Source organism: Streptomyces laurentii, assembly GCF_040635425.1.
Classification (GTDB): domain Bacteria; phylum Actinomycetota; class Actinomycetes; order Streptomycetales; family Streptomycetaceae; genus Streptomyces; species Streptomyces laurentii.
On record NZ_JBEYHT010000004.1, the window covers coordinates 157,304 to 178,538 of the forward strand.

Below are 21,235 nucleotides of genomic sequence, written 5' to 3' on the forward strand. Positions count from 1 at the left end.
CGCCCGGCGCGCGCGGTTCCGTGGCTACGCGCCCCGGCCGTCGGCGGGCAGCGCACCGGCTTCCTCGGCCAGTCGCCGCGCGGCCGCGCCGTACTCCTCCGCTTCCGCCGGCCGGCCCGACTCGGCCATGAGCGCGGCCAGTTCCTCCAGGATCCGCTTCTCGTCGGTCCCGGAGCCCCGGCGGCGGGCGGCGGCGAGGGCCTCGGCCATCAGGGGCTCCGCCTCCACCGTGCGGCCGGCGCGGCGCAGCGCGCGGCCGAGTTCGAAACCGGCCCGGGAGCTCAGCCGCTCCCGCCGCTGTTCGCGGGCCGCCGCGTGGGCCTCGCCCAACAGCCGTACGGCGGCCTCGTGGTCGCCGCGGCGCAGGGCGGTCTTGCCGAGCAGGTAGGTCTGCAGCAGGACGCCGTAGCCGTTGCCGATCTCGGCGTGGATCGCGCGCGAGGCCTCGAAGTCGGCGACGGCGGCCGCCCAGTCGCCGGCCTCGGCGGCGAGCAGACCGCGGAACTCCAGGGTGGAGGCCCGCAGTTTGCGCTCCGCGTTCTCCGTGCCGAGGAGTGCGGAGGCGGACAGCGCCCGTTCCAGCTGTTCGGCCGCCTCGTCGTAACGTCCCTGTTCCCACAGGGGGCGGGCGAGCTGGCAGCGCATCCGGATCCGGGCGCCCAGGTGCTCGGACCGGTCGGCGGCGGCCACCCCGGTCCGGAAGGCGTCGATCACGTCCGCGTAGTGGGGGTGGTCGAGGAAGTGGGTCCACAGCGACTCGCACAGCGCCCAGGCGTCCTCGTCGAGTCCCGACGCGAACGCCGTCCGGACGCAGCCGTAGAGCGCCGTCCGGTGCTCGTCGAGCCAGGTCAGTGCCGCCGCCTTGTCGGCGAAGTCCACGTCGGGGCCGGCGGTGGCGGCGTCTTCAGCGTCGTCTGCGGCTGGGGCGGGCGGCTCGGCGAGGGTCATCCGGGGGCCGGCCGCGAGCAGGTCGGCGCGGGCGGCCTGGCGCCGGAACCACCGGATGAGCGCGGTACGGGCGGCCACCGGGTCGCGTGCGTCGTCCGCGTCCTGCCGGGCACGCCGTTCGGCGTGGCCGCGTACCAGGTCGTGCACGCGGAAGCCCTCGTCGCGGCCCTCCAGGAGGCCCGCCGACTCCAGTTCCTCCAGGGCATCGAGGGCGTCGTCCAGGTCCTGGCCGAGGAGGGCGGCGACCGGCTCGGCCTCGATGAGCGGCGCCGGGTACTGGGGCAGCAGCCGGTACAGACGGGCGGCCCGCGGGCCGAGGCCGGCGTAGGACGCGTCCCAGACCGCCTCGACCATGGGGATGCCCTTCGCGCGGAGTTCCCCGGTCAGCTCGACGACCAGCCGGGACAGGCTCTTCCTGCGGTACTTGCGCACCCACTGGCCGGCCACGGTGAGCGCGGCGGGCAGTCCGCCGCAGCCGTGGACCAGTTCGGCGGCGGCGTCCGGCTCGGCGGTGAGCCGGGGGTCGTCGACGATGGCGGCGAGCAGCCGTACGGCGTCGTCGGCGGCCAGCGGCGGCACCGCGATCTCGACCGACGCCGTGCCGTCGAGGTCGTACAGGGGTCCCTGGCTGGTGACGATGACCAGGCTGTGGGGCGACGCCGGGAGCAGCGGCAGGATCTCGCTGCCGTAGCGGGCGTTGTCGACGACGACGATGAGCCGCTTGTCCCTGGTCCGGGTCCACAGCTGACGCGTGCGGGCGGCGAGCGACCGCTCCAGCCACTCGGGACGCACGCCCAAGCCGGTGAGCAGGCCGCCGACGGCGTCGGCCACGTCGACGGCGCCGTCCCGGCGCAGGTCGTCGAGGTCGAGGGAGAGCACCCCGTCCGGGTAGCGGTCGGCGAGACCGCGCGCCACGTGGAAGCCGAGGGCCGTCTTGCCGATGCCGGCGATCCCGGTCAGGACGACGGCGAGCGGTCCGGCCCGGCGGGGGCCCTCGTCGAGGGCGCACCGGATGCCTTCCTGCTCGTCGTGCCGGTTCTCGAAGTGGGCGAGCTCCGGCGGCAGCTGGTGGGGGACCGGGTACTCGGCCGGTGCCCCGGTGTGGATGTGCTGGTGCAGTTCCCCGATGCGGCCGGCCTGGACGACGACGTCCGCCTGCCCGCTCACACTGTTGTGGGTCTCCTCGGCCATGCCCCAACCCTAGGGCCTCGGGGGCGAGGTGACGGTGCGCCGGAACCGGCCGGCCGCGTTCTCGGGGGTCATGGGCGCGCTCGGGCGCGCTCGGATGTTCTCAGGGATCCGTGGGGTTTTCCGGGGTACTCAGTGGTTCCGGGTTCCGTGACGTCGGCCCCGTCCGCTCAGTCGGTGGGGCGCCAGTCGAAGGGGAAGTGCTTGCTCGATCCGCCGCGGTAGCGGTGGGAGAAGTCGAACCCCTCGGCGTGGTCCGCGTCGACGACACCCCAGGTGGCCACCTGGCCCGGCCCGACCTCCGCGCCGGGGGCGTTGACCAGTTGGACCCTGCGGGACGGATCCGCGGTGGGGCCGGTGAGCGCCCTGGCGCCCACGCTCACCTGGTCCCCCACGGAGGCGCGCCAGTACTCCAGGTCCTCGGCGGCCTCGAAGGCGATCGGCGCGTACCGCACCTCGCGTACCTCGCCGATGAGCGAGCCGAAGGTGCCCGGCCAGCCGCCCACGTTGCCGCGGAAGATCTCCTCCAGGGCCTGGCGCTGTTCCGGCGCGCCCTTCGCGTCGATGTAGAACATCACGCTCATGCGGGTGTCGGTGTCCTTCTCCCACATGTTGCCGGCGAACTCGCCCAGCGCCACCACTCCCAGGCCGTCCAGCCGTACGTCCCCGAAGTGCCCTTCGTGGACCTGCCACACGAGGGTGAACAGGCAGGCCCCGTCCGTGGGGGCCTGGGCGAAGGTGCAGGGGCAGGGCATGGAGCAGCTGCAGACGTCGAACCACTCACCGCGAATGTGCCAGTTCGTCTTGTTCATGGCGACGACATCCCCTGTACCCCCTAGGGGTATGCATTTCGCCCTTTCGTTCGATCCTGATCGGCCACTCCCGAGGGTGTCCGGAGCACTCTTCCAAGGCTCCGCTTGTCCGGGAACGCCCTGCCCACCCCATGCGATCACGCCTCCGGACAGGAACGCCCGGCACCGCTGACGCGGTCACGCGAAGAGCTCCGGCACGCTCGCGTTCCGGGGGCGCCCCGAGCGGTCCCACCCTTGCGCGGCGGCGCGCGCGAGGCGGTACGTCGGGATCACGGGCGCGAGCGAGGCCCCGCCCGCGCCATACGAGGCCCGCCGGGCGCTTCGGGCGCGAACCGGCCGAGGGGGACGTACGAGAAGAGGCGTTTCGCGTCCGTCCGGAAGGAGACGCTCCGACACCCTCGGACCACACCGGGACGAGCGGCTCCCGACACGCACAGGGACGGGCGGGAGCCTTGTCGCCGGCCTGCGAGCGGGCGCCGCACGCGGAGACGACACACAGACACGCCCAGTCCGCCGTCGGATCGGGAATCCCGTGCACGTCAACGGCGTCGGGGCCTGCCGCCGGCCCCTGTTCATGTGAAGGGTCATGCGTGCGCGCGATACGGATCGATGGCCCTCGGCCGGGACCCGGCCGGCATCGTGGTCGACGGCGGCGGCACCGGGCCGCGCGCCGGGGAACGCGTCATCGCCATATCGCACCAACCTCGCGCGCCCACCCTCGCGGCCCGTACGCCGGTCGACTCAAGCGGGTTCGTGTGTCTGAGTACGCCTACTCAGGCACACGAAGCGCACGGAATGGAACCGTGGCGGTGCGGACCTCTACGCGCACGCGGCAGGCCGAACCCTGTTGCCGCCGCTCATCACCGGCCTGATCCTTCTCGTCGCCCTCGCGATACTCCGCGGCCTTGGCCGGCACTTCTCCTCCAATCACCGCTGCAAGGGCAGGAACAACGGAGCGGACTACAACACGCCGGGCGACGCGATCGCCTCCCGGCTCGCGCACATCGGCGAGGACCTGTACCGCTGGACCGGAAAGGCGGCAGTCGTGCCCCTTGGCGGCATGTGCGTCTGGGCAGCTGTCGCCTTCACGGTCGGCCGCCGGGGTTGATCCGCCGCCGGGCGGCACTTCCCCGATCACCAATCCAGGCGCGACCCGCCTGCCGCCAGGCATGCACGGAGCGCGGGGAATGGCGAGTCGCCGAGCCTCGACTGCGACAGTGGCAGCGACGGTGACGGTGACGCCGAACCTTCGGGTCCTGCGCACGGGACTCGAAAACACGACGCGAACACCGAACAACACTCTGACACTCACTTTCGAATATGCGATACATATGCCATAAAGCCCCATTCCGGACATTCAGGGGATTATTTGAGCCAGGGGGCAAAAAGATGATTGCCACGCACACCGTTCTCACAGGATCGTTTTCCTGCAAGCCCGAGACGAAACGACGCAATCGTCGCGCCACGAGGTCGTCGAAACACTTGTTCACTGTCGCCACCCGGACGTGGCGAATCAGACCTCCCGGTTCGGCGTGCGATAGAGGAGAACTCGTGATCTCGAAAATGAAGCGGGTCGCACGCTCCATGGCCATGGCGTTCGCCGCAGCCGCCACGATCACCCTGACCATGCCGGCGGGCAACGCCTACGCGATCGACCATGTGGAATGCCGAGGCGGGGAGGACTTCCTGAAGATCTGGTCGCACAGTGGCGGCAGGGAGAGCGTGGACTGCTACGCGAACCGCGGCAGGACCGACTTCGGCGGGTGGTGGGTCGACAAGATCTCCACCGGAAACAACGATCTGATCTACTACGACGCCAACGGTGATTCGGTGAAGATCGAGCGGTGGCACGAAATCACCTTCCCGAACCGGCCCCCGAAGGTCAATTCCATCGAAATCCTGTGACCCGCTGAAGGGAATTTCCCGAGAAGGGATTTCCCGCCACCGAGTCGCCTGCCAAGAACGGCTGCTTTCCCGGGCGCCCCCGCATCGCTTTCCGCGGGTGAATCCCGCCCCACCGGCACACCGATGCCGGCCGCGCGTCCCGGGCGCGGCCGGCATCGGTCGTCGGGCCGCTCTCGTCAGCCCGAACAGGCCTTGGCGATGAAGTAGATGATCACGGCGAGCACGATCAGCCCGCAGCATCCGTCGCCGTCGTCGCCGTCGATCGCGCCTTTGATCCTTCTGCGCTCGTCACGACGGCCCTCCTCATACGCCTGTTGCTTTTCCCAGTCGCCGTAGTAGGTCACGGCATCTCTCCCACCTGGCCACCTCACCCCGTGTGCCGTCGTGTCTCCCGGCACGGCCGCCGGACGCGGTGACGACGTCCCTGACGAACGTGCCGGTCGGCGGAAAGAGACCGCGGTCGGCGGGGCGGGGCCGCTCGCCCGATCGTCCGCCGGCCCACCCCCGTACGCGGGGGTGGGCCCTTTCCCCGTCCGGCACGACGGACTTCGCGCCCCGCTCTTCGAACCTGTCGAACGTATGGCTCGACAAGCCCCCCGTGGCGCGGGCGCGAGTCCGCCGGCCGTGCGCCCACCCGTGCCGCCCCAGGCCGATACAGGGTGGGATCTCCGCAGGCGCCTTCCGTATCAGGGGCCTGCGGGTGTCCGTGTCCGCGTTCCTCCTCGCTTCCGACGGCCCACCCCTCCCCCGGTGGACGAGCGCCGTCCTCGCCATCATGGCGCCTGGCCGGATGTCCGGTCGTTGGCAACGAGCGCGGGTTTTCTTGGCGTTGAGTGCTCCGGCGGCCCCGCACAGGGCCTCACCGAGTGCCCGCGTCCGCACGTCGTCCCGAGTTCGTCCCGGAGGTGATACCGCCCGGATCCGCGGGCTTTCCGAACCACCCACGCGGCGCGGAGAGCGGTCGCCTTCTGTTCTGTGCACGTTCAACTCACGGCCCCTGGGCGGGCGGTGTGCCGCTCCTAGGGTCCTTGGAGGTTTTCGACGGAAGGGCCTCATGGACGCACTCCTCGCGATCCGAGCACGCGGGATCACCAAGTGTTTCGGCGACGTCGTCGCACTCGACGGCATCGATCTGGAGGTGGCGCAGGGGCGGATCCACGGACTCGTCGGGCCCAACGGCGCGGGCAAGACCACCTTGCTCGGGCTTCTGCTGGGCCTCGCGGTCCCCGACGGCGGCCGGCTGGAGATCCTGGGGACGCCGGTCGAACGGGCGCTCGCGACCCCCGACGATGTCGCCGGTTTCGTCGACGGCCCGGGGCTCTACCCCTCGCTCACCGCCCGGCAGAACCTCGCGGCGCTGGCCGCGCTGCGCGGCCGTGACGCGCGGACGGCGGGGATCGACGAGGTGCTCGACGAGGTCGGGCTCACCGAGGTCGCCGACGACCGGACCCGCGGCTTCTCCCTCGGCATGCGTCAGCGGCTCGGGCTGGCCGCCGCCCTGCTCACCAGGCCCCGGCTGCTCGTCCTCGACGAACCGTCCAACGGCCTCGACCCGGCCGGCAAGCAGCATGTGAACGGCGTCCTGACCCGGCTCGCGGCGCAGGGCAGCAGCATCGTGCTGTCGAGCCACCGCATGGACGACCTGGAGGCGTTGTGCTCCGAGGTCACCATCATCGCCACCGGCCGGGTCGTCTTCTCCGGCCCGCTGGGCAAGCTCGCCGCCGACGACCGCGCACTCGACTACCGGCTGCGGACCTCCGATCCGGTGGCCGCGCGCCGGCTGGCGGAGGGCACGGACGGGGTTCGGATCGACGACGGCGCCGGCGCCCGGCCCGACGGCGCGGACACCCTCGTCGTACGCGCCCGGGTGCCCGCCCTCGACGACCTGGTGGAGCGGCTCGTCCGCGCGGGGATCGCCCTGCGCGAGCTCGCCCCCGTGGTGTCGCCCCTCGAAGCCGCGTTCCTCGCCCTCACCGGGCAACCGCGGGAACAGCCGTCGCAGGAGCGGACGCAGGAGGCCGGCCGATGACCGCGACCACCCCCACCCGCACGAACGCCGGCACGGGCACCATGCTCGACACCTCGCGCGAGCCGGGTGTCCACCGCGTCCCGCTCACTCGCGTCTACCGCTTCGAACTGGTGAAGGTCGTCTCGCAGTGGCGGACCCGGCTGCTGCTTCTCGTCTGCTGGATCGTGCCGGGCCTGTTCGTCGCCGCGGTGAGCCAGCAGAGCACGCTGCCCACGGACACCCTGTTCGGCCGCTGGATGCACGCGACGGGGTGGGCCGGACCACTGGTGATGCTCGGCTTCGCGGGCATCTGGGCGCTCCCGCTGCTCACGTCGGTGGTCGCCGGGGACGTCTTCGCGTCCGAGGACCGGCTCGGCACCTGGCGTCATCTGCTGGTGGCGGTTCGCTCGCCCCGGCGGATCTTCGCGGCGAAGGCGCTGGCCAGCCTCACCGTCATCCTGCTCCTGGTGGCGGGGCTGGCCGTGTCCGGCACGGTCGGCGGGCTCGTGACGGTCGGTCACCGGCCGCTGGTCGGCCTCGACGGCCGGCTCCTGACGGCGGGGGACGCGGCCGGCCGGGTCGCGCTGGCCTGGCTCTGCGCCCTGGCCCCCACACTGGCCCTCGCCGCGATCGGCCTGCTCGGGTCGGTCGTCCTCGGGCGGTCCCCGATGGGGCTGCTGCTGCCCGCGCTCGTCGCGCTCGCGACGCAGCTCGCCCAGATGCTGCCGCTGCCCGTCGCGGCGCGCCTCGCGCTGCCCGGGTACGCCTTCACCGCCTGGAACGGGCTGTTCACCGGCCCGGCGCAGACCGGCCCGCTCGTGATCGGCGTCCTGGTCGGCCTGGTGTGGGCCGTGACGGCGACCGCCCTGGCGTATCTCCTCTTCCTGCGGCGCGACTTCACCAGTCTGGCCGACGACGGACCGGGCCGACGTGCCGTCACCGTCGGAGTCCTGCCGCTCGCCGGGCTGCTCGCCGTGACGGTCCTGGCCGTCCAGACGGCGACGGGCGCGACCGGCTCCGGGATCGAGCAGGACAAGGTGCAGCGCTCCGTCGCCGCCGCGTTCGCCCACCTCTACCGCCTGCAGACCGAGCAGCTCAACCGTCCCGACGTCACCGAGGCGCAGCTCAAGACCTCGGCGACATGCGACAAGGGCAGCACCCGGGCCGACCCCGAGGGGCCGGGCAACGACTGGCGCTGCGTCGTCTCCTGGCATCTGCCCGGCGTCGAGGCCGTCGGGACGGCCGTCTACCAGCTCGACGTCACCGCGGACGGACGGTTCGTGGCCGACGGCGACGGACCGAAGGAAGTGAACGGCTACTTCCTGGTGCGGACCCCGGCCGGGGACGCGCCGAACCCGCTCTGGCAGTTCGACGGCACCGTCGAACTGCTTCCCTCACCCCCGAAGGGATGACTTCATGCAGGTGACTCGCCGAAGGCGGGACGAGAAGGACCGTTCCCGGCTTCTCGGTGGCCGTGTCCTCCGCCGGGCCCCGCTGATCACGGCGGGGGTCACGGCGGCCGCCGTCGCCGCCGCGGGCGTGGCCTTCGCCCGGACCGACCAGTTCGGCACCGACCGGGTCGGCCAGACCACGGCGCGGGGCCAGGTCGTCTCCGGCAACCAGTACATCGCCCCGTACGGCGAGCGGCTGGTCGTGAACAACGGCAAGATCATGTCGTCCTCCGTCAGCCCGGACGGCACCCACCTCGCGGCGTCCGTCGCCGACGGCGGGGCGGCGCTGGCCATCATGGACCTGAAGAACTGGAAGGTTCAGCAGGTCGTCGGCAGCGCCGCGGCGTCCACGCCGCGGATCGCCGGCAACGACGTGGGCCAGGAAGGCCCCACGTACTCCCCCGACGGTACGCAGCTGTGGCTGGGCCAGATCGACGGCTACACCCGGTTCACCGTGAAGCCGGACGGGAGTGTCGCCGACCCGGTCGTCGTCAAGATCCCGGCGGACGGACCCCGGCACGCGCTCGTGGGCGAGGCCGTGTTCTCGGCCGACGGCACCACCGTGTACTCCGCGGTCAACGGCCAGAACCGGGTCGTCGCCCTCGACGCGGCGACCGGGACGATCCGGCGCAGCTGGACCGTCGGCAACGCGCCGCGTGACATGGCGGTGGTCGGCGGCAAGCTGTACGTGAGCAACGAGGGCGGCCGCCCGGCGAAGCCCGGCGACACCACGATCAACTCGTACAACACGCAGGTTCCGGCCGACCCGGTGACCGCGGCCACCACGACCGGCACGGTCAGCGTCATCGATCCGGCGAAGCCGGACGCCGCCGTCGGGACGATCCACGTGGGGCTGCACCCCACCGCCCTGTACGCCAAGAAGGGCGCGCTCTTCGTCACGAACACCGCGACCAACGACGTGTCGGTCATCGACACCCGTAAGAACAAGGTCGTGCAGACCATCGCGACCCAGCCGTGGCCGGAGGCGTCGGTCGGCTACGAGCCCAACGCGGTGACGCTCACCGACGACGGCCGGCTCCTGGTGACGCTGGGCCGCGCGAACGCGATCGCCGTCTACCGGTACACGTCCCCGCAGGAGCCGGTCGGCTACGTCGGTCTGCTGCCGACGGACTACTTCCCGGCGGAGATCGCCTCGTCCGGCAAGCAGGTCGTGGTCTCCAACACGCGTGGCGTCGACGCCCGCCGCCCCAACAACCCCAAGGGGCACGGCACTCACGACACGACGTCGAGCCTGCAGCGGTTAACGCTCCCCGGCGACCGCGTGATCAAGTCCGAGACGAAGAAGGTCTTCCAGCAGAACGGCTGGACCAAGGGCTCGGTCAAGCTGGCCCAGGGCAAGGGCGGCGGCAAGGCGAAGGCCGTGCCCGTCCCGGCGCGGATCGGCGACCCGTCGACGATCAAGCACGTCTTCATGATCGTCAAGGAGAACCGGACCTACGACCAGGTCTTCGGCGACATCCCGCAGGGCGACGGCGACCCGTCGCTCGCGGAGTTCGGCGAGAACGTGACGCCCAACCAGCACGCCATGGCCCGGCAGTTCGGGCTGTACGACAACACGTACGACATCGGCACGAACTCGGCCGAGGGCCACAACTGGCTGATGCAGGCCGACAATCCGGAGTACACCGAGTCCTCCGCCGGTGAGTACAAGCGCAGTTACGACACCGAGGACGACGCCCTCGGTCACCAGCGCACCGGCTTCCTGTGGACCGGCGCGCAGGCGGTCGGCAAGACCGTGCGGAACTTCGGCGAGTTCCAGAGCTTCCTGACCAAGCCCGCGGGCGCGACCTGGCAGAACCTGTACTGCGACGCCAAGAACATGGCCGCGACCGGGCAGGACACCGCGTACCCGCTCAACTCCTCCTCGCCGATCCCGTCGCTCAACGACGTGTCGGTGCACGGCTTCCCGATGTTCGACACCAGCGTTCCGGACGTCTACCGGCACCAGATCTGGAAGCGCGACTTCGAGAAGAACGGTCCGGCGAACCTGAATATGTTCTGGCTCTCCAGCGACCACACCGGCGGCCCGGCGAACGCGCCCGCCCAGGTCGCGGACAACGATCTCGCCACCGGCCGGATCGTCGACGAGATCACGCACAGCACGTACTGGAAGGACTCGGCGATCTTCATCCTCGAGGACGACTCCCAGTCCGGCCTCGACCACGTCGACGGCCACCGTGCCCCGATCCAGATCATCAGCCCCTTCGCCCGGCGCGGCGTCGTCGACAGCCGCTACTACTCGCAGATCACGGTGATCCGGACCATCGAGCAGATCCTCGGGATCCACCCGATGAACCAGAAGGACAGCGCGGCCACGCCGATGCGCACCGCGTTCACCGACAAGCCGGACTTCACCCCGTTCGCCGCGCTGCCCAACCGGACCCCGCTCACCGACGGTCTGAAGACCCCGCCGTCGTGCGGCGTGGACGCCCCGGCGCCGCAGAACCCGCGCGCGGCGCCCGTGCCGTCGGCGAAGGTTCCCGCGGACCAGCAGGCGATGGCGACGACGTGGGAGAAGTGGAAGGGGCAGCAGCGGCTGAGCGGCCCCGGCGCCCGGCCCGACTTCGCGAACCCGGCGCAGATGAACCACTTCACCTGGTACCAGGCGCACGGTTGGAAGAAGCCGTACCCCGGCGAGAACCGGATCCTCGCGCCGAAGGACGTCCCGGGTGCCTTCATCCCGGCGGCGGAGACGGACGGCTGACCGTCCCCTTCCCTGCCTGACGGTCACGCGCCCTCGCCCGCGCCACCGCCCGAACCCGGGCCCGGGCGCGTGACCACCCGACGGCTCGGCGGCGTACCGGAGACCTCCCCCAGGGGACTCCGGTCGCCCGCCGGCCGTCGTCGCCGTCACGGGTACGTCCGGTCGCTCTTCTCCGCGCGTTCAGCCGCGCCGGTGGGCCTGCTCCGTGGACGTCAGACCGCTCTCCCAGGCCCAGGCGGCGATGCCGACCCTGTTCCGCCCGACCGTGCCCCGGTGGTGCGAGTAGTCCCAGTCCTCCACCCAGGAGATCCGGGTGCCGGTGCCGCTCAGGGCCTTCTCCGCGGCCTGCTCGAAGGTGTCGCGACCGTCGTTCAGCGGGGAGTGCTGACGCGGCGCGAGGTAGACCCCGGTGCCGGTGCTCACTCCGTTGGCCGCGCCAGGCAGGTAGTTGGCGACGACATCCTGGCGCGGGCAGCCGGCGGGCAGGTCGAGTTTCTCGAACAGGGCGGGCACACGGACGATGTGACGCCCCGTCAGTCCACTTTCCTCGCGCAGGGTCCGGAGGGCGGATTCGATGCCCTTCCGGGCGATCTCGGTGCCGCGGGTCAGCGAGGGGTCGCGCAGGGCGCCCGCGACGGTGAGGCCGGGCTTCGTGGTGCCCTGGGGCGCGATGCCGCGGACCAACGGCTCGCCGCCCCGGCTCTTGTCCACGAGATCTTCCAGGAGTTTCCGGCCCAGGTCGGGATCGGCGACGACGGCCACCCAGCCCCGGTCGTTCCGGGCCGGGACGAAGGACAGGAACTCGTCGATGTGACCGACCCCGAGCCAACTGGTGTCCACCGCTATCGGCTGCTGGTACCCCTGCGCCTCGAGCATCCGGGTGAAGGTGGCGTCCGGGGACTCCTTACCGCCCGTCCCGCCGTACACGACCCGGCCCACCGGGTAGCGCCGGCCCTGCCAGGTGTACGGCGGGAGGGTGCCGAAGTTCCCGGTGGAGCTGAACGACCCGTAGAACTGGCTGTCCTCGCCGCCGACCCGCGTGGCGTCGTATTGCTGGATCACCCCCGTACCGGGGCCTCGGAGCAGCGGGAACGCGCTCCGCGAGGCGTCCCGGAGCGGGAAGGCGGGGGTGGCCGTGCCGGGCATCACGTCCGCGGACCGTACGAGGACGGTGATCCGGTGTTCCCGGCCGCCCGGCGCGGGGAGGGACGCGTAGGCGGTCTTGAAGAGGTCCTGCATCCAGACGTCCCCGCCGGTGGGGTAGTTGTACAGCGGCGCGGGCAGCCCGGCCCGGTCGAGCCCGCGGCGCAGATCGCGCCGGAACGCGGCTTCCCCCGGCTCCACGGGGCGGGGCCGCGCGGCGGGATCGTACGGCTTGCCGCGCTCCACTTCGGCGGGCTCGGTGGTGTGGTCGGCCGTCATCAGCTGCCGTATCGGCATCAGGTCGTGCTGGAACACCAGCGGCGCGACCCGGAGCCGGACCCGGTCCTCGGTCGTGGCACCGTCGCCGCTCACCCGGAGGACGAGGTCGGTGAAGCCCGCCCACGTCCGCGGGTCGCGGATGAAGTCCGTCGCCTCGACACCGAGTCGTACGCCACGGCGCAGTTCGTCGGCGGTCAGCCGGTCCTCCGGCTTCAGCAGGACCATGCGGCCGTGGCGCCGGGCGAAGATCCGGACGTACGCCCGGGAGGCCGGGTCGGCGGAGACGGTGGCCGTGGTCCCGGCGGGGACGCGTGTGGCGGTGAGGGAGACCGGCGCGAGGTCGGCGAGGTCGGCGGCACCGTTGACGACGGTGTCCGTCGCGTCGCCACAGTCCGCCAGCCGCTCGTCCGGCAGGCGTTCCCCACCAGGACCCGCGGTGGGGCAACGCCCTTGGTCGTCATCCACGTTGGGCAGCATCAGCGCGCCGCGGTCCTGGGTCCACACCCCCTTGCCGGCGTCGTCGGCCGGGGTGAGCAGGCCGTCCCGGTCGGCATCCGCGCGGATCACCGGCCGGGGCGGCGCGGCGTAGGCCGGTTGCGCCGGGAGCACCCCGGCCGCGACCGCGAGGAAGGCCCACCCGAGTGCGCCGGAACTCGTGGGTATCCGGCGGGAACGCGGGCGCGTGGAGGTACGGGGGCGGGTGCGGGAAGCGGTGGCCGAGCGGGCCAACGGTGTCTCGTCGTCCATGCCCCCACCCTCGCGCCACGGCCACGCCGGGGGCATCCACCCGATGGCGGGGTCCGGACCGGGAGGACGGCGCCGCTCTCATACTTTCGGCGGGTCGGACGTGTCCCTTCCCCCTCAGTCCGGGCTGCCGGACCGCGCCTACGCCCCCACGATCCGGTAACGGCCGGAGCCGCGGGCCAGGAGTCCGTCGTCGACGAGGGCCCGCCGCAGGGAGACCGCGTCCAGCGTGCCGCCCTCGCACCACGGCTGCAGACGGTCGGTCACCGTCCGCTCGTCGTACTCGTCGCCGGTCGCGAAGGCGCTCTCGGTGATGTGCCCGAGTACCGCGCGGCGAGCGTCGTCGTCCCGCTCCGGGAGGTCCACCAGGACGCCGCCCCGGATGTGACCGCGCAGCCGCGGGTCGGGCTGGTCGTTCGCCGCCTCGTCCGCCACACGTCGGGCGGCGGTCTCCCCGGCTGCCGCGAGGGCGGCGTCGTCCAGGGTCACGGAGCCGCGCCCCTGGACGAGCAGTCCGGCGCGGACGAGCCGTCCGATGGCCGGGGCGGCCTGCGGGGCGCCGAGCCCCGAGACGGTGAGGATCTCGGAGGAGGTCGACGCGCCCAGGGCAACCGCCGAGAACACCCGGCGCAGGTCCGGATCGGCGAGCTGAATGGCGAGTTGATCGGGTGTCATGAGAGCGAACGTATCCCGTTTCGAGTCTGCCGTCCTGTGCGTTTCGCACGGGCCGGTTCCCCGCGGTCCGGCCCCTCGGGGTGGCTGTACGTCCCCGTTCCCCGCCGGCGCCCCGGAGCGCCGTCGTCCCCTCCCCGCCGGGCTCCGCGACAGGTGCGGACGACACCTCCTGAGGTGGTGTCCGTCTTCCGCGTCACGCACGAGGAGGGGGTGTCCGGCTCGCTGCCGGACACCCCCTCCTCAGATGCTCTCGCCGCTCCGGGTCACTCCTTGCCGCCGGTCAGCCACAGTCCCAGCGCCGATCCGACGAAGACGACGCCGGTACCGACTCCGGCCATGACCCTCATGGTGCCGGTGTAGTGGGCGAAGGTGCTGACGTAGACCGCCGCCACCGTGGAGACGAAGAGCAGCAGCCAGAGCACGGGCTTCATGAGGGGTTCCTCCTGTTGTGCGCCCCCGGCGGCCCGATGTGGGCGGCGGGGGTGGGATCTCTTACGCCGTCCACCTTCTCCCCGCACCCCCGGTCGGCACATCGGACCGTCCCCCCGGATCCGAGGTGTAGCCCGCTACACCTGTACGGCGACGAAGGCGACCCACAGGTCGCCGTTGGGGAAACGGGTCAGGCGTTCAGGTAGGCGAGCACCGCGAGGACCCGGCGGCTGCCGCTGTCGCTCGGCGGCAGGTTCAGCTTGGCGAGGATGTTGCCGATGTGCTTGCTGACGGAACGTTCGGTGATGAACAGGGTCGTGGCGATCGTGGGATTGTCCAGGCCCTGCGCCATCAGCCCGAGCACCTCCCGTTCCCGGGGGGACAGCGCGTCGAGCGGGTCCCGGCGGCTCATCAGCTGGGAGACGACCTCGGGGTCCAGCGCCGTTCCGCCCGCGGCGACGCGCTCCAGCGCGTCCTGGAATTCGTCGATGTGTCCCACCCGGTCCTTGAGCAGGTAGCCGATCCCCGAGGCGCCCTGTGCGAGCAGTTCGGCGGCGTAGCTCTCCTCGACGTACTGGGAGAGCACCAGGAGCGGCAGGCCGGGAACGAGCTTCCGGGCCTCGATGGCGGCACGCAGCCCCTCGTCGCGGAATCCGGGCGGCAGCCGGACGTCCAGCACGGCCACGTCCGGCCGGTGTTCGAGCAGGGTGGGGACAATCTCAGGGCCGCTTCCCACGACGGCCACGATCTCGTGACCGACGTCCTCCAGGAGCAGAATCAGGCCCTCGCGGAGAAGGACGTTGTCCTCCGCGATCACGATCCGCACGGCAGTACCACCTCAATCGTCGTTCCGGAACCGACAGGGCTGTCGATCCTCGTCGTACCGTCCAGGGCGGCGACCCGTCGGCGAATTCCGCCGAGTCCGCTGCCCGAGGTGGATCCGGGTGCGGCCCCGCCGCACCCGTCGTCCCGTACGACGACGCACAGCGTAGGGCCGTCGTACCGGAGCGACACCTGGGCGCGGTTCGCGTCGCTGTGCCGGGCGATGTTGGTCAGCGCCTCGGCCACGACGAAGTAGGCGGCCGCCTCCACCGCGGCGGGGGGACGGCGGTCGGTCTCCGGCAGATCCAGGGTGGTGGGGATCGGCCGTCCCGCGGCCAGGGAGCGGATGGCTCCGTTCAGTCCCCGGTCGGAAAGGATCGGCGGGTGGATGCCGCGGATGACGGTGCGCAGTTGGACGAGTGCTTCGTCCACGGTGGTCCTGGCGTCGAGCACCATTCTCCTGGAGCCCTGCGGGTCCTTGTCGAACCGGCGGTCGGCCAGGGCCAGGCGCATGGCCACCGCCACGAGTTGCGCCTGGGTGCCGTCGTGGAGGTCCCGTTCGATCCGCCGGAGTTCGGCCTCGTGGGCCTGGAGGGCTCCCGCGCGCGAGGCGGTCAGTTCCTCGATCCGCCGGCCGGCGCCGGTCCACGTGCCGAGCATGATCTCCGCGATCCGGGTCTCCAGCCTCACCGTGGCGGGGGCCAGCCAGAAGAAGAGGGCGCCCAGGAGCCAGGCACACACCGCGGACAGGACGATCGCCTGCATCCAGGTGGTGAGGGGGGCCGCGAGGAGGGTGAGGGTCCCGCCGGGAAGGGTCCACCACCACAGCGGGATGGAGATCGTCAGCAGCAGACTGAGCAGCACGCCCAGGACGAGGACGGGAAGGACGAGCCCCACGATGCCGTGAACCAGCATCCAGGCCACGTCCTTGCGGGTACCCGGGAACCGCAGCAGTTGGAGCGTCCGCTGGTAGGCATTGCCTTCGGGCGTCGGGTACGGCCGGCGCACCGGGCGGCCGAGTACGCGTTCGGCGCGTCGGCGTTCGGCGTCGGCCACGGCGCGCAACGGTCGCACCGCCCACGGCAGGATCGGCGCGAAGACCAACGAGAAGCAGACGAGTGGCAACAGACAGTAACCGACCAGTGAAGGTAGCGCGGTAGCGAGTCCACCCAGCAGATAGCGCGTGGATCGTAGGCTGCGGAGTGCTCTTGCCTTCAGGTCCATGGGGCACGACGGTACGTCACGCGTGTTCCCTTGTCATACGTGTGCACTCCACCCCGCAGGTGGAGCGCGCTACACCCCTGGTCCGGGGGAGAGACCGCTGCCGTCCGCCCGGCTCGCGCGATTACGTTCGGTACCCGTTCTGACCGATCGAGGGAACCGAAGGACCCACCATGCAATCGATGACGACGACCCGGGCCACGCCGTTCGCCGTGTCCCTGGATGAGGTCTCCCAGTCCTACGGCGAGGTGACCGCGCTTGACCGGGTCAGCTGGGGGTTCCGCAAGGGCAGCTTCACCGCGATCATGGGCCCATCCGGATCGGGCAAGAGCACCTTCCTGCACTGCGCCTCCGGCCTCGACCGGCCCAGCGGCGGAACGGTACGGCTCGGGGATCTGGACATGGGCAAGCTCCGCGAGACGGAACTGACCCGGCTGCGCCGTGAACGGATCGGGTTCGTCTTCCAGGGCTACAACCTCATGCCCTCGATGGACGTCGAGCACAACATCACCCTCCCGCTGTCCCTCGGCGGCCGCCAGGCTGACAGGCGCTGGCTGGACGAAGTGGTCCACCGGGTGGGAATGGCCGACCACCTGGACCGGCTTCCCGCACTACTGTCCGGTGGCCAGCAACAGCGGGTGGCCGTCGCCCGGGCTCTTGTCACCCGCCCGGAGATCGTCTTCGCCGACGAACCGACCGCCGCGCTCGATCCGAGGTCGGCCGAGCACGTCCTGAAACTGCTACGGGACGCGGTCGACGAGATGGGGCAGACGGTCGTGCTGGTCACCCACGACCCGATGGCGGCGGCCTGGGCCGACAGCGTCGTCTTCCTGAGCGGGGGCCGCGTCGTCGACGAGCTCACGGCTCCCTCCGCAGCGGCCGTCCTGGCCCGTTGGGCCACGCTGTGAGGCGCGGGATCGCCGCCGGGGTGGCGGCGGCACTGCTGTGCGCGGCCGCGTTGACCGGCGCGTTCGGGGTCCTCCTGGAGTCCGCGCTACGGGCGCACGGCTCGGCCGACCGCTATGAGCGCGCCGTGGCCGTCGTCGCCGCGAGCCAGCGCGTGGAGGCCGTCCGGCGCGGAAATTCCGACCAGACCGATGCCAGGCCACTGCTGGAACGGGCCCGCGTACCGGCATCGGTGGCGGACCGGGTGCGCGCGGTACCGGGAGTCACCGAGGTGGTCGCGGACGTCTCGTTGCCGGTGGTCACCGCCGACGGTGCCGTGACCACCGGCCGCGGCTGGGACGCGACCGCGCTCACCGCTGTCACCGTGCGCGCCGGCCGGGCTCCGCGGGCGGAACACGAGGTCGCGGTGGACTCCGGCAGCGGCAGCGCCGTCGGCGACACCCTCCGGCTCCAGGTCGGCGGCAGGGCGCCGGAGCCCTACCGGGTCAGCGGTCTGGTGACCGGCGGGTCCGCCGCGGGCCACGATGTCTGGTTCGGCCAGCGCACGGCACAGGCTCTCAACGGCCGCCCCGGGCACGCGGACGCGCTGGTCGTACTCGGCACGAAGGAGACGTCCGTCCAGGCGCTGCGGGCAGCCGCCCCCGGCCTCGTCGTCGCGACCGGCGCGGACCGCGGCGACGTCGAGAACCCGGAGGTGGCGGCGGCACGACTCGACCTGATCGGCGTGTGCGCGGCGATCGGCGGTGTCGCCCTCCTGGTCGTGCTGCTGATCGTGACGGGTCTCCTGGACGTGTCCGTACGGGACCGGACCCGCGAGCTCGCCGTCCTGCGCGCCATCGGTGCCACCCCCCGCCAGGTCCGCCGGGTGATCGTCCGCGAGACGCTCAAGGTCGCGGTTCCGGCATCGTTCCTGGGTGGTCTGCTGTCGCTGGGGCTCGGCACGCTGCTGCACCGCTTCATGGCCGAGCAGGGCGTTCTGCCCCCGGGGCTGGGGCTCGCTCTGGGACCGTTGCCCGTCGTCGGTGCCCTGGCGCTCGCGGTCCTCACCGCGCTCGGTTCCGCCTGGCTCGCGGCACGACGCGTCTCCGGGATCCAGCCGGCCAAGGCCGTGAGCGAGTCCGCCGTCGAACCGACCCGGCTGCCGCGCTGGCGCATGGTCACCGGCCTGGTGTTCCTGGCCGTCGGTCTCGGCTCGGCCGCCACCGCGTTCGCGCTCGGCGGGCAGGTGGCGGGCGCGGCCATGGGCGGACTCGTCCTCTCCCTCATCTGGGCCGCGGCTCTGCTGGGCCCCTGGATCGCCCGAGCGGGCATCGCCGTCCTCGGTCCGGTCGTGCGTCTGCTGTTCCCGGTCCCGGGGCGGCTCGCCACCGACACGGCCACCGCCGCGGCCGTACGACTGGCGTCGGTCGTCACGCCGATCGCGCTCGCGCTCTCCTTCGGCGCCAGCCAGCTGTTCGTGCAGACCACCGCGGTCAACGCCACCCGGACGCAGGCCGCCGCGGGCTTGCGCGCGGACCACGTCCTCGTCTCGGACGGGCCGGGCGTGCCCCGGGACATGTACCAGGCGGTGAGAGAAACCGCCGGCCCCGGCGCCGTGACCGCGGTGAAACGCACCACCGTGGTGATGCAGGTCGCGGACCAGCTCCAGTCCCTGCCCACCCAAGGGCTGAAAGGCACGCTGTCGAACCTGGACCCGGGCGTGAAGGCGGGCTCGCTGAAGGGGCTGCGCGGCACGAACACGGTCGCGCTCAGTTCGAACGTCGGCAGCACGGACGATGTCGGTTCGACCGTGTCCCTCTGGCTCGGCGACGGCACCGTGATCCGCCCCACGGTGGTGGCCGTCTACGGCCGGGGCCAAGGCTTCGGGGACGTCCTGCTGCCTCACGATGTGGTCGCAGCCCACGTCACCGACGCGGGCCACGACGACTACCTCCTGGTGAAGGGGGAAGCCGATCTGCGACCGGTGCTCGACCGCTTCCCGGGGACCCATGCCACGTCCGCCGGACAGTACAGTGCGGCGCTCACCGAGACGGCCCGCCGGCAGGGCCTGCCCGGACTGTTCGCGGTCGCGGCGATCTCCCTGTTCACCCTGATCGGCGTGGTGACCACACTGGCCGTCGCCACCGCGTCGCGCCGTCGTGAACTGGCTCTGCTCCGGCTCATCGGCGCGACCCGCGGCCAGGTTCTGGCCATGCTGCGGCTGGAGACCTGCTTCGTACTCGGCACGGGGGCCGTCGTCGGCTCCCTGGTCGCGGCGGTGACGCTGCTGACCTTCGGCGGCGCGGTGACCGGACTGTCCGCGCTGTCGGTGTCCCCCTCGGTCTGCGCCGCCGTACTCGGCACGGTGTTCCTGTCAGGCATGGCGGCCGTCATGCTGCCCGCACGCCGGCTGCTGCGCCGCCGCAGGTCGCCTCGCATCGCGTAGCGGAACCGGGTCCCGCCTCTCTCGCGCTCCCCGTCCTCGGGCGGGGGCACGGGAGGAGGGCGTTCCTTCACGCGCCCGCGACCCTCCCAGGGCCGGGCCGAGCCATCGGCAGGCCCGCCCGTCGCACCACGACCACCTTTTCCCGACCCACTGACGTAGTTCCCCTACCCACAGGAGTTGTTCCATGTACGCACGTGTCTCGCCGAAGTCGCGTCCCGCCCCGGCGCGAAGTGGCCGGCGCAAGGCCATGCTGGCCGCGATCGTGCTCACCGGAGCCGTCATCACCACCGGCGCCCTGTTCCCGCCCACGGCCTCCGCGGCCAGGCCGGACACCGTTCAGAGCAGCCTGAACACCCTGGTCGCCGACGACGGGATACCCGCCGCGCTGGCAAGCGTCGCCGACCGCGAAGGCCGGACGCGCGACTACAGCGCGGGGGTCGGCGACCTCAAGACCGGCGCGAAGGCGCCCAAGGACGGACAGGTGCGTGCGGCCAGCAACACCAAGGCGTTCACCGCCGTGGTCGTACTGCAGCTCGTCGCCGAGAAGAAGATCGACCTGGACGCCCCCGTCGACACCTACCTCCCCGGCCTGCTGCGCGGCGAGGGGATCGACGGACGCCACATCACCATCCGCCAACTCCTCCAGCACACCAGCGGCCTGCCCGAATACGTGGACAAGGGCGCGATCCTCAAGGATCCGCGGAGGTACTACGAGCCGCGCGAGCTCCTCGACAGCGCACTGGCGCAGAAGGCCCATTTCTCCCCGGGCGCGAAGTGGGAGTACAACAACACGAACTACCTGGTCGCGGGTCTGATCATCCAGAAGGTCACCGGCCGGCCGCTGGGCGAGGAGGTCAACCGGCGCATCATCGACCGCATCGGACTGCGCCACACCTACTTCCCCACCCCGGGGGACATGGCCATCGACGAGCCTCACCCCAAGGGCTACGACCGCGAAGCGGCCGACTCGCCCTGGCGCGATGTCACCGAGCTCGACCCGTCCTGGGGTTGGGCCGCGGGTGCGGTGATCTCCACCAACAGCGACCTCAACCGCTTCTACACCGCCCTCCTCGACGGCGACCTCCTGCCCCCGGCCCAGCTCGCCCAGATGCGCACCACCGTCCCCGCGGAGGAGGCCGGCCCGGGCAACCGTTACGGACTGGGCCTGTTCAGCAGGCCCTTGCCGTGCGGCGGCATCTACTGGGGCCACGGCGGCACCATTCCGGGATACGCCACCCTGGGAGGTGTCACGGAGAACGGCCGCGCGGTCAACGTCGCGCTGACCGCCCTCCCGTCCGACAGTGCCACCGAACAGCACCTGCAGGCCGCCGTCGAATCGACCCTGTGCCGCTGAGAAGCCGCACCGCCCCGGCCGGAGACCCGTCGCTCCCGCCACGCGGCCACGGACGCCCGATGAGAGCGGGCCGAGTCCGCGGCGGGAACCCTGTCGCCACCGGCGCTTGACGGTATCGGTCGCCGTTCCCGTTCGCGTTCCCCTTCGCGGGAACGGCGGCCGATACCCCTGGCGGGCCCGTGCTCACCGGCGTCGTCAGG

Annotated in this window: 16 protein-coding genes; 8 read left to right on the forward strand and 8 right to left on the reverse strand. The window is 71.9% G+C overall.

What is annotated here, in order from left to right; genetic code table 11:
- Positions 1-24: 24 nt before the first annotated feature.
- Positions 25-2,139, reverse strand: a complete 2,115-nt coding sequence (locus tag ABZ693_RS04305) for a hypothetical protein (RefSeq protein WP_359873167.1) — start codon at positions 2,137-2,139, stop codon at positions 25-27.
- A 167-nt stretch (positions 2,140-2,306) separates the two neighbouring features.
- Positions 2,307-2,948 carry a DUF1326 domain-containing protein gene (locus ABZ693_RS04310; protein ID WP_359873169.1) on the reverse strand — a complete coding sequence of 214 codons (642 nt, stop codon included), beginning with the start codon at positions 2,946-2,948 and terminating at the stop codon, positions 2,307-2,309.
- 847 nt (positions 2,949-3,795) lie between these two features.
- Between ABZ693_RS04310 and ABZ693_RS04315 the strand changes: the two genes are divergently transcribed.
- Both ABZ693_RS04315 and ABZ693_RS04320 read left to right on the forward strand, forming a co-directional pair.
- Positions 3,796-4,056 (forward strand): hypothetical protein, encoded by a 261-nt coding sequence (locus ABZ693_RS04315; RefSeq protein WP_359873171.1) that lies wholly within the window; start codon positions 3,796-3,798, stop codon positions 4,054-4,056.
- A 443-nt stretch (positions 4,057-4,499) separates the two neighbouring features.
- The gene (locus ABZ693_RS04320) at positions 4,500-4,853 is read left to right on the forward strand and encodes a beta/gamma crystallin domain-containing protein (RefSeq protein WP_359873173.1); all 354 of its coding nucleotides are present in this window, start codon (positions 4,500-4,502) and stop codon (positions 4,851-4,853) included.
- 176 nt (positions 4,854-5,029) lie between these two features.
- Here the strand turns inward: ABZ693_RS04320 and ABZ693_RS04325 are convergent, their stop codons facing one another.
- Complete coding sequence (locus ABZ693_RS04325) at positions 5,030-5,197, reverse strand: hypothetical protein (RefSeq protein ID WP_359873175.1); 168 nt, start codon at positions 5,195-5,197, stop codon at positions 5,030-5,032.
- Positions 5,198-5,907: 710 nt separating this feature from the next.
- On the opposite strand from ABZ693_RS04325, the gene ABZ693_RS04330 reads away from it, so the two are divergent.
- From ABZ693_RS04330 to ABZ693_RS04340, 3 genes are read left to right on the forward strand one after another with little or no spacing between them, the layout of a single operon-like run.
- Complete coding sequence (locus tag ABZ693_RS04330; protein WP_359873177.1) at positions 5,908-6,882, forward strand: ABC transporter ATP-binding protein; 975 nt, start codon at positions 5,908-5,910, stop codon at positions 6,880-6,882.
- Positions 6,883-6,923: 41 nt separating this feature from the next.
- Positions 6,924-8,273: an ABC transporter permease gene (locus ABZ693_RS04335; protein WP_359873279.1), complete on the forward strand. Its 1,350-nt coding sequence runs from the start codon at positions 6,924-6,926 to the stop codon at positions 8,271-8,273.
- 4 nt (positions 8,274-8,277) lie between these two features.
- Positions 8,278-11,037, forward strand: a complete 2,760-nt coding sequence (locus ABZ693_RS04340) for an alkaline phosphatase family protein (RefSeq protein ID WP_359873179.1) — start codon at positions 8,278-8,280, stop codon at positions 11,035-11,037.
- A 180-nt stretch (positions 11,038-11,217) separates the two neighbouring features.
- Here the strand turns inward: ABZ693_RS04340 and ABZ693_RS04345 are convergent, their stop codons facing one another.
- From ABZ693_RS04345 to ABZ693_RS04365, 5 genes are all read right to left on the reverse strand, one after another.
- Positions 11,218-13,206, reverse strand: coding sequence for a protein-arginine deiminase family protein (locus ABZ693_RS04345; RefSeq protein WP_359873181.1), 1,989 nt, complete (start codon positions 13,204-13,206; stop codon positions 11,218-11,220).
- Between the two features lie 138 nt (positions 13,207-13,344).
- The gene (locus ABZ693_RS04350) at positions 13,345-13,878 is read right to left on the reverse strand and encodes a DUF2087 domain-containing protein (RefSeq protein WP_359873184.1); all 534 of its coding nucleotides are present in this window, start codon (positions 13,876-13,878) and stop codon (positions 13,345-13,347) included.
- Positions 13,879-14,141: 263 nt separating this feature from the next.
- Entirely contained in the window at positions 14,142-14,309 is a 168-nt protein-coding gene (locus ABZ693_RS04355; protein WP_359873186.1) for a hypothetical protein, read from the reverse strand.
- Between the two features lie 188 nt (positions 14,310-14,497).
- The gene (locus tag ABZ693_RS04360; RefSeq protein WP_359873189.1) at positions 14,498-15,133 is read right to left on the reverse strand and encodes a response regulator transcription factor; all 636 of its coding nucleotides are present in this window, start codon (positions 15,131-15,133) and stop codon (positions 14,498-14,500) included.
- Positions 15,121-16,353: a sensor histidine kinase gene (locus ABZ693_RS04365; protein ID WP_359873191.1), complete on the reverse strand. Its 1,233-nt coding sequence runs from the start codon at positions 16,351-16,353 to the stop codon at positions 15,121-15,123. Before ABZ693_RS04365 ends, ABZ693_RS04360 begins: the two co-directional genes overlap by 13 nt.
- A gap of 179 nt (positions 16,354-16,532) precedes the next feature.
- Here ABZ693_RS04365 and ABZ693_RS04370 point away from each other — a divergent pair, with 179 nt between their 5' ends.
- From ABZ693_RS04370 to ABZ693_RS04380, 3 genes are all read left to right on the forward strand, one after another.
- Positions 16,533-17,258, forward strand: a complete 726-nt coding sequence (locus ABZ693_RS04370; RefSeq protein ID WP_359873193.1) for an ABC transporter ATP-binding protein — start codon at positions 16,533-16,535, stop codon at positions 17,256-17,258.
- Positions 17,255-19,681, forward strand: a complete 2,427-nt coding sequence (locus ABZ693_RS04375; RefSeq protein WP_359873195.1) for an ABC transporter permease — start codon at positions 17,255-17,257, stop codon at positions 19,679-19,681. The genes ABZ693_RS04370 and ABZ693_RS04375 overlap by 4 nt, the downstream gene beginning before the upstream one ends.
- A gap of 184 nt (positions 19,682-19,865) precedes the next feature.
- Positions 19,866-21,035: a serine hydrolase domain-containing protein gene (locus tag ABZ693_RS04380; protein ID WP_435842338.1), complete on the forward strand. Its 1,170-nt coding sequence runs from the start codon at positions 19,866-19,868 to the stop codon at positions 21,033-21,035.
- Positions 21,036-21,235: the final 200 nt, after the last annotated feature.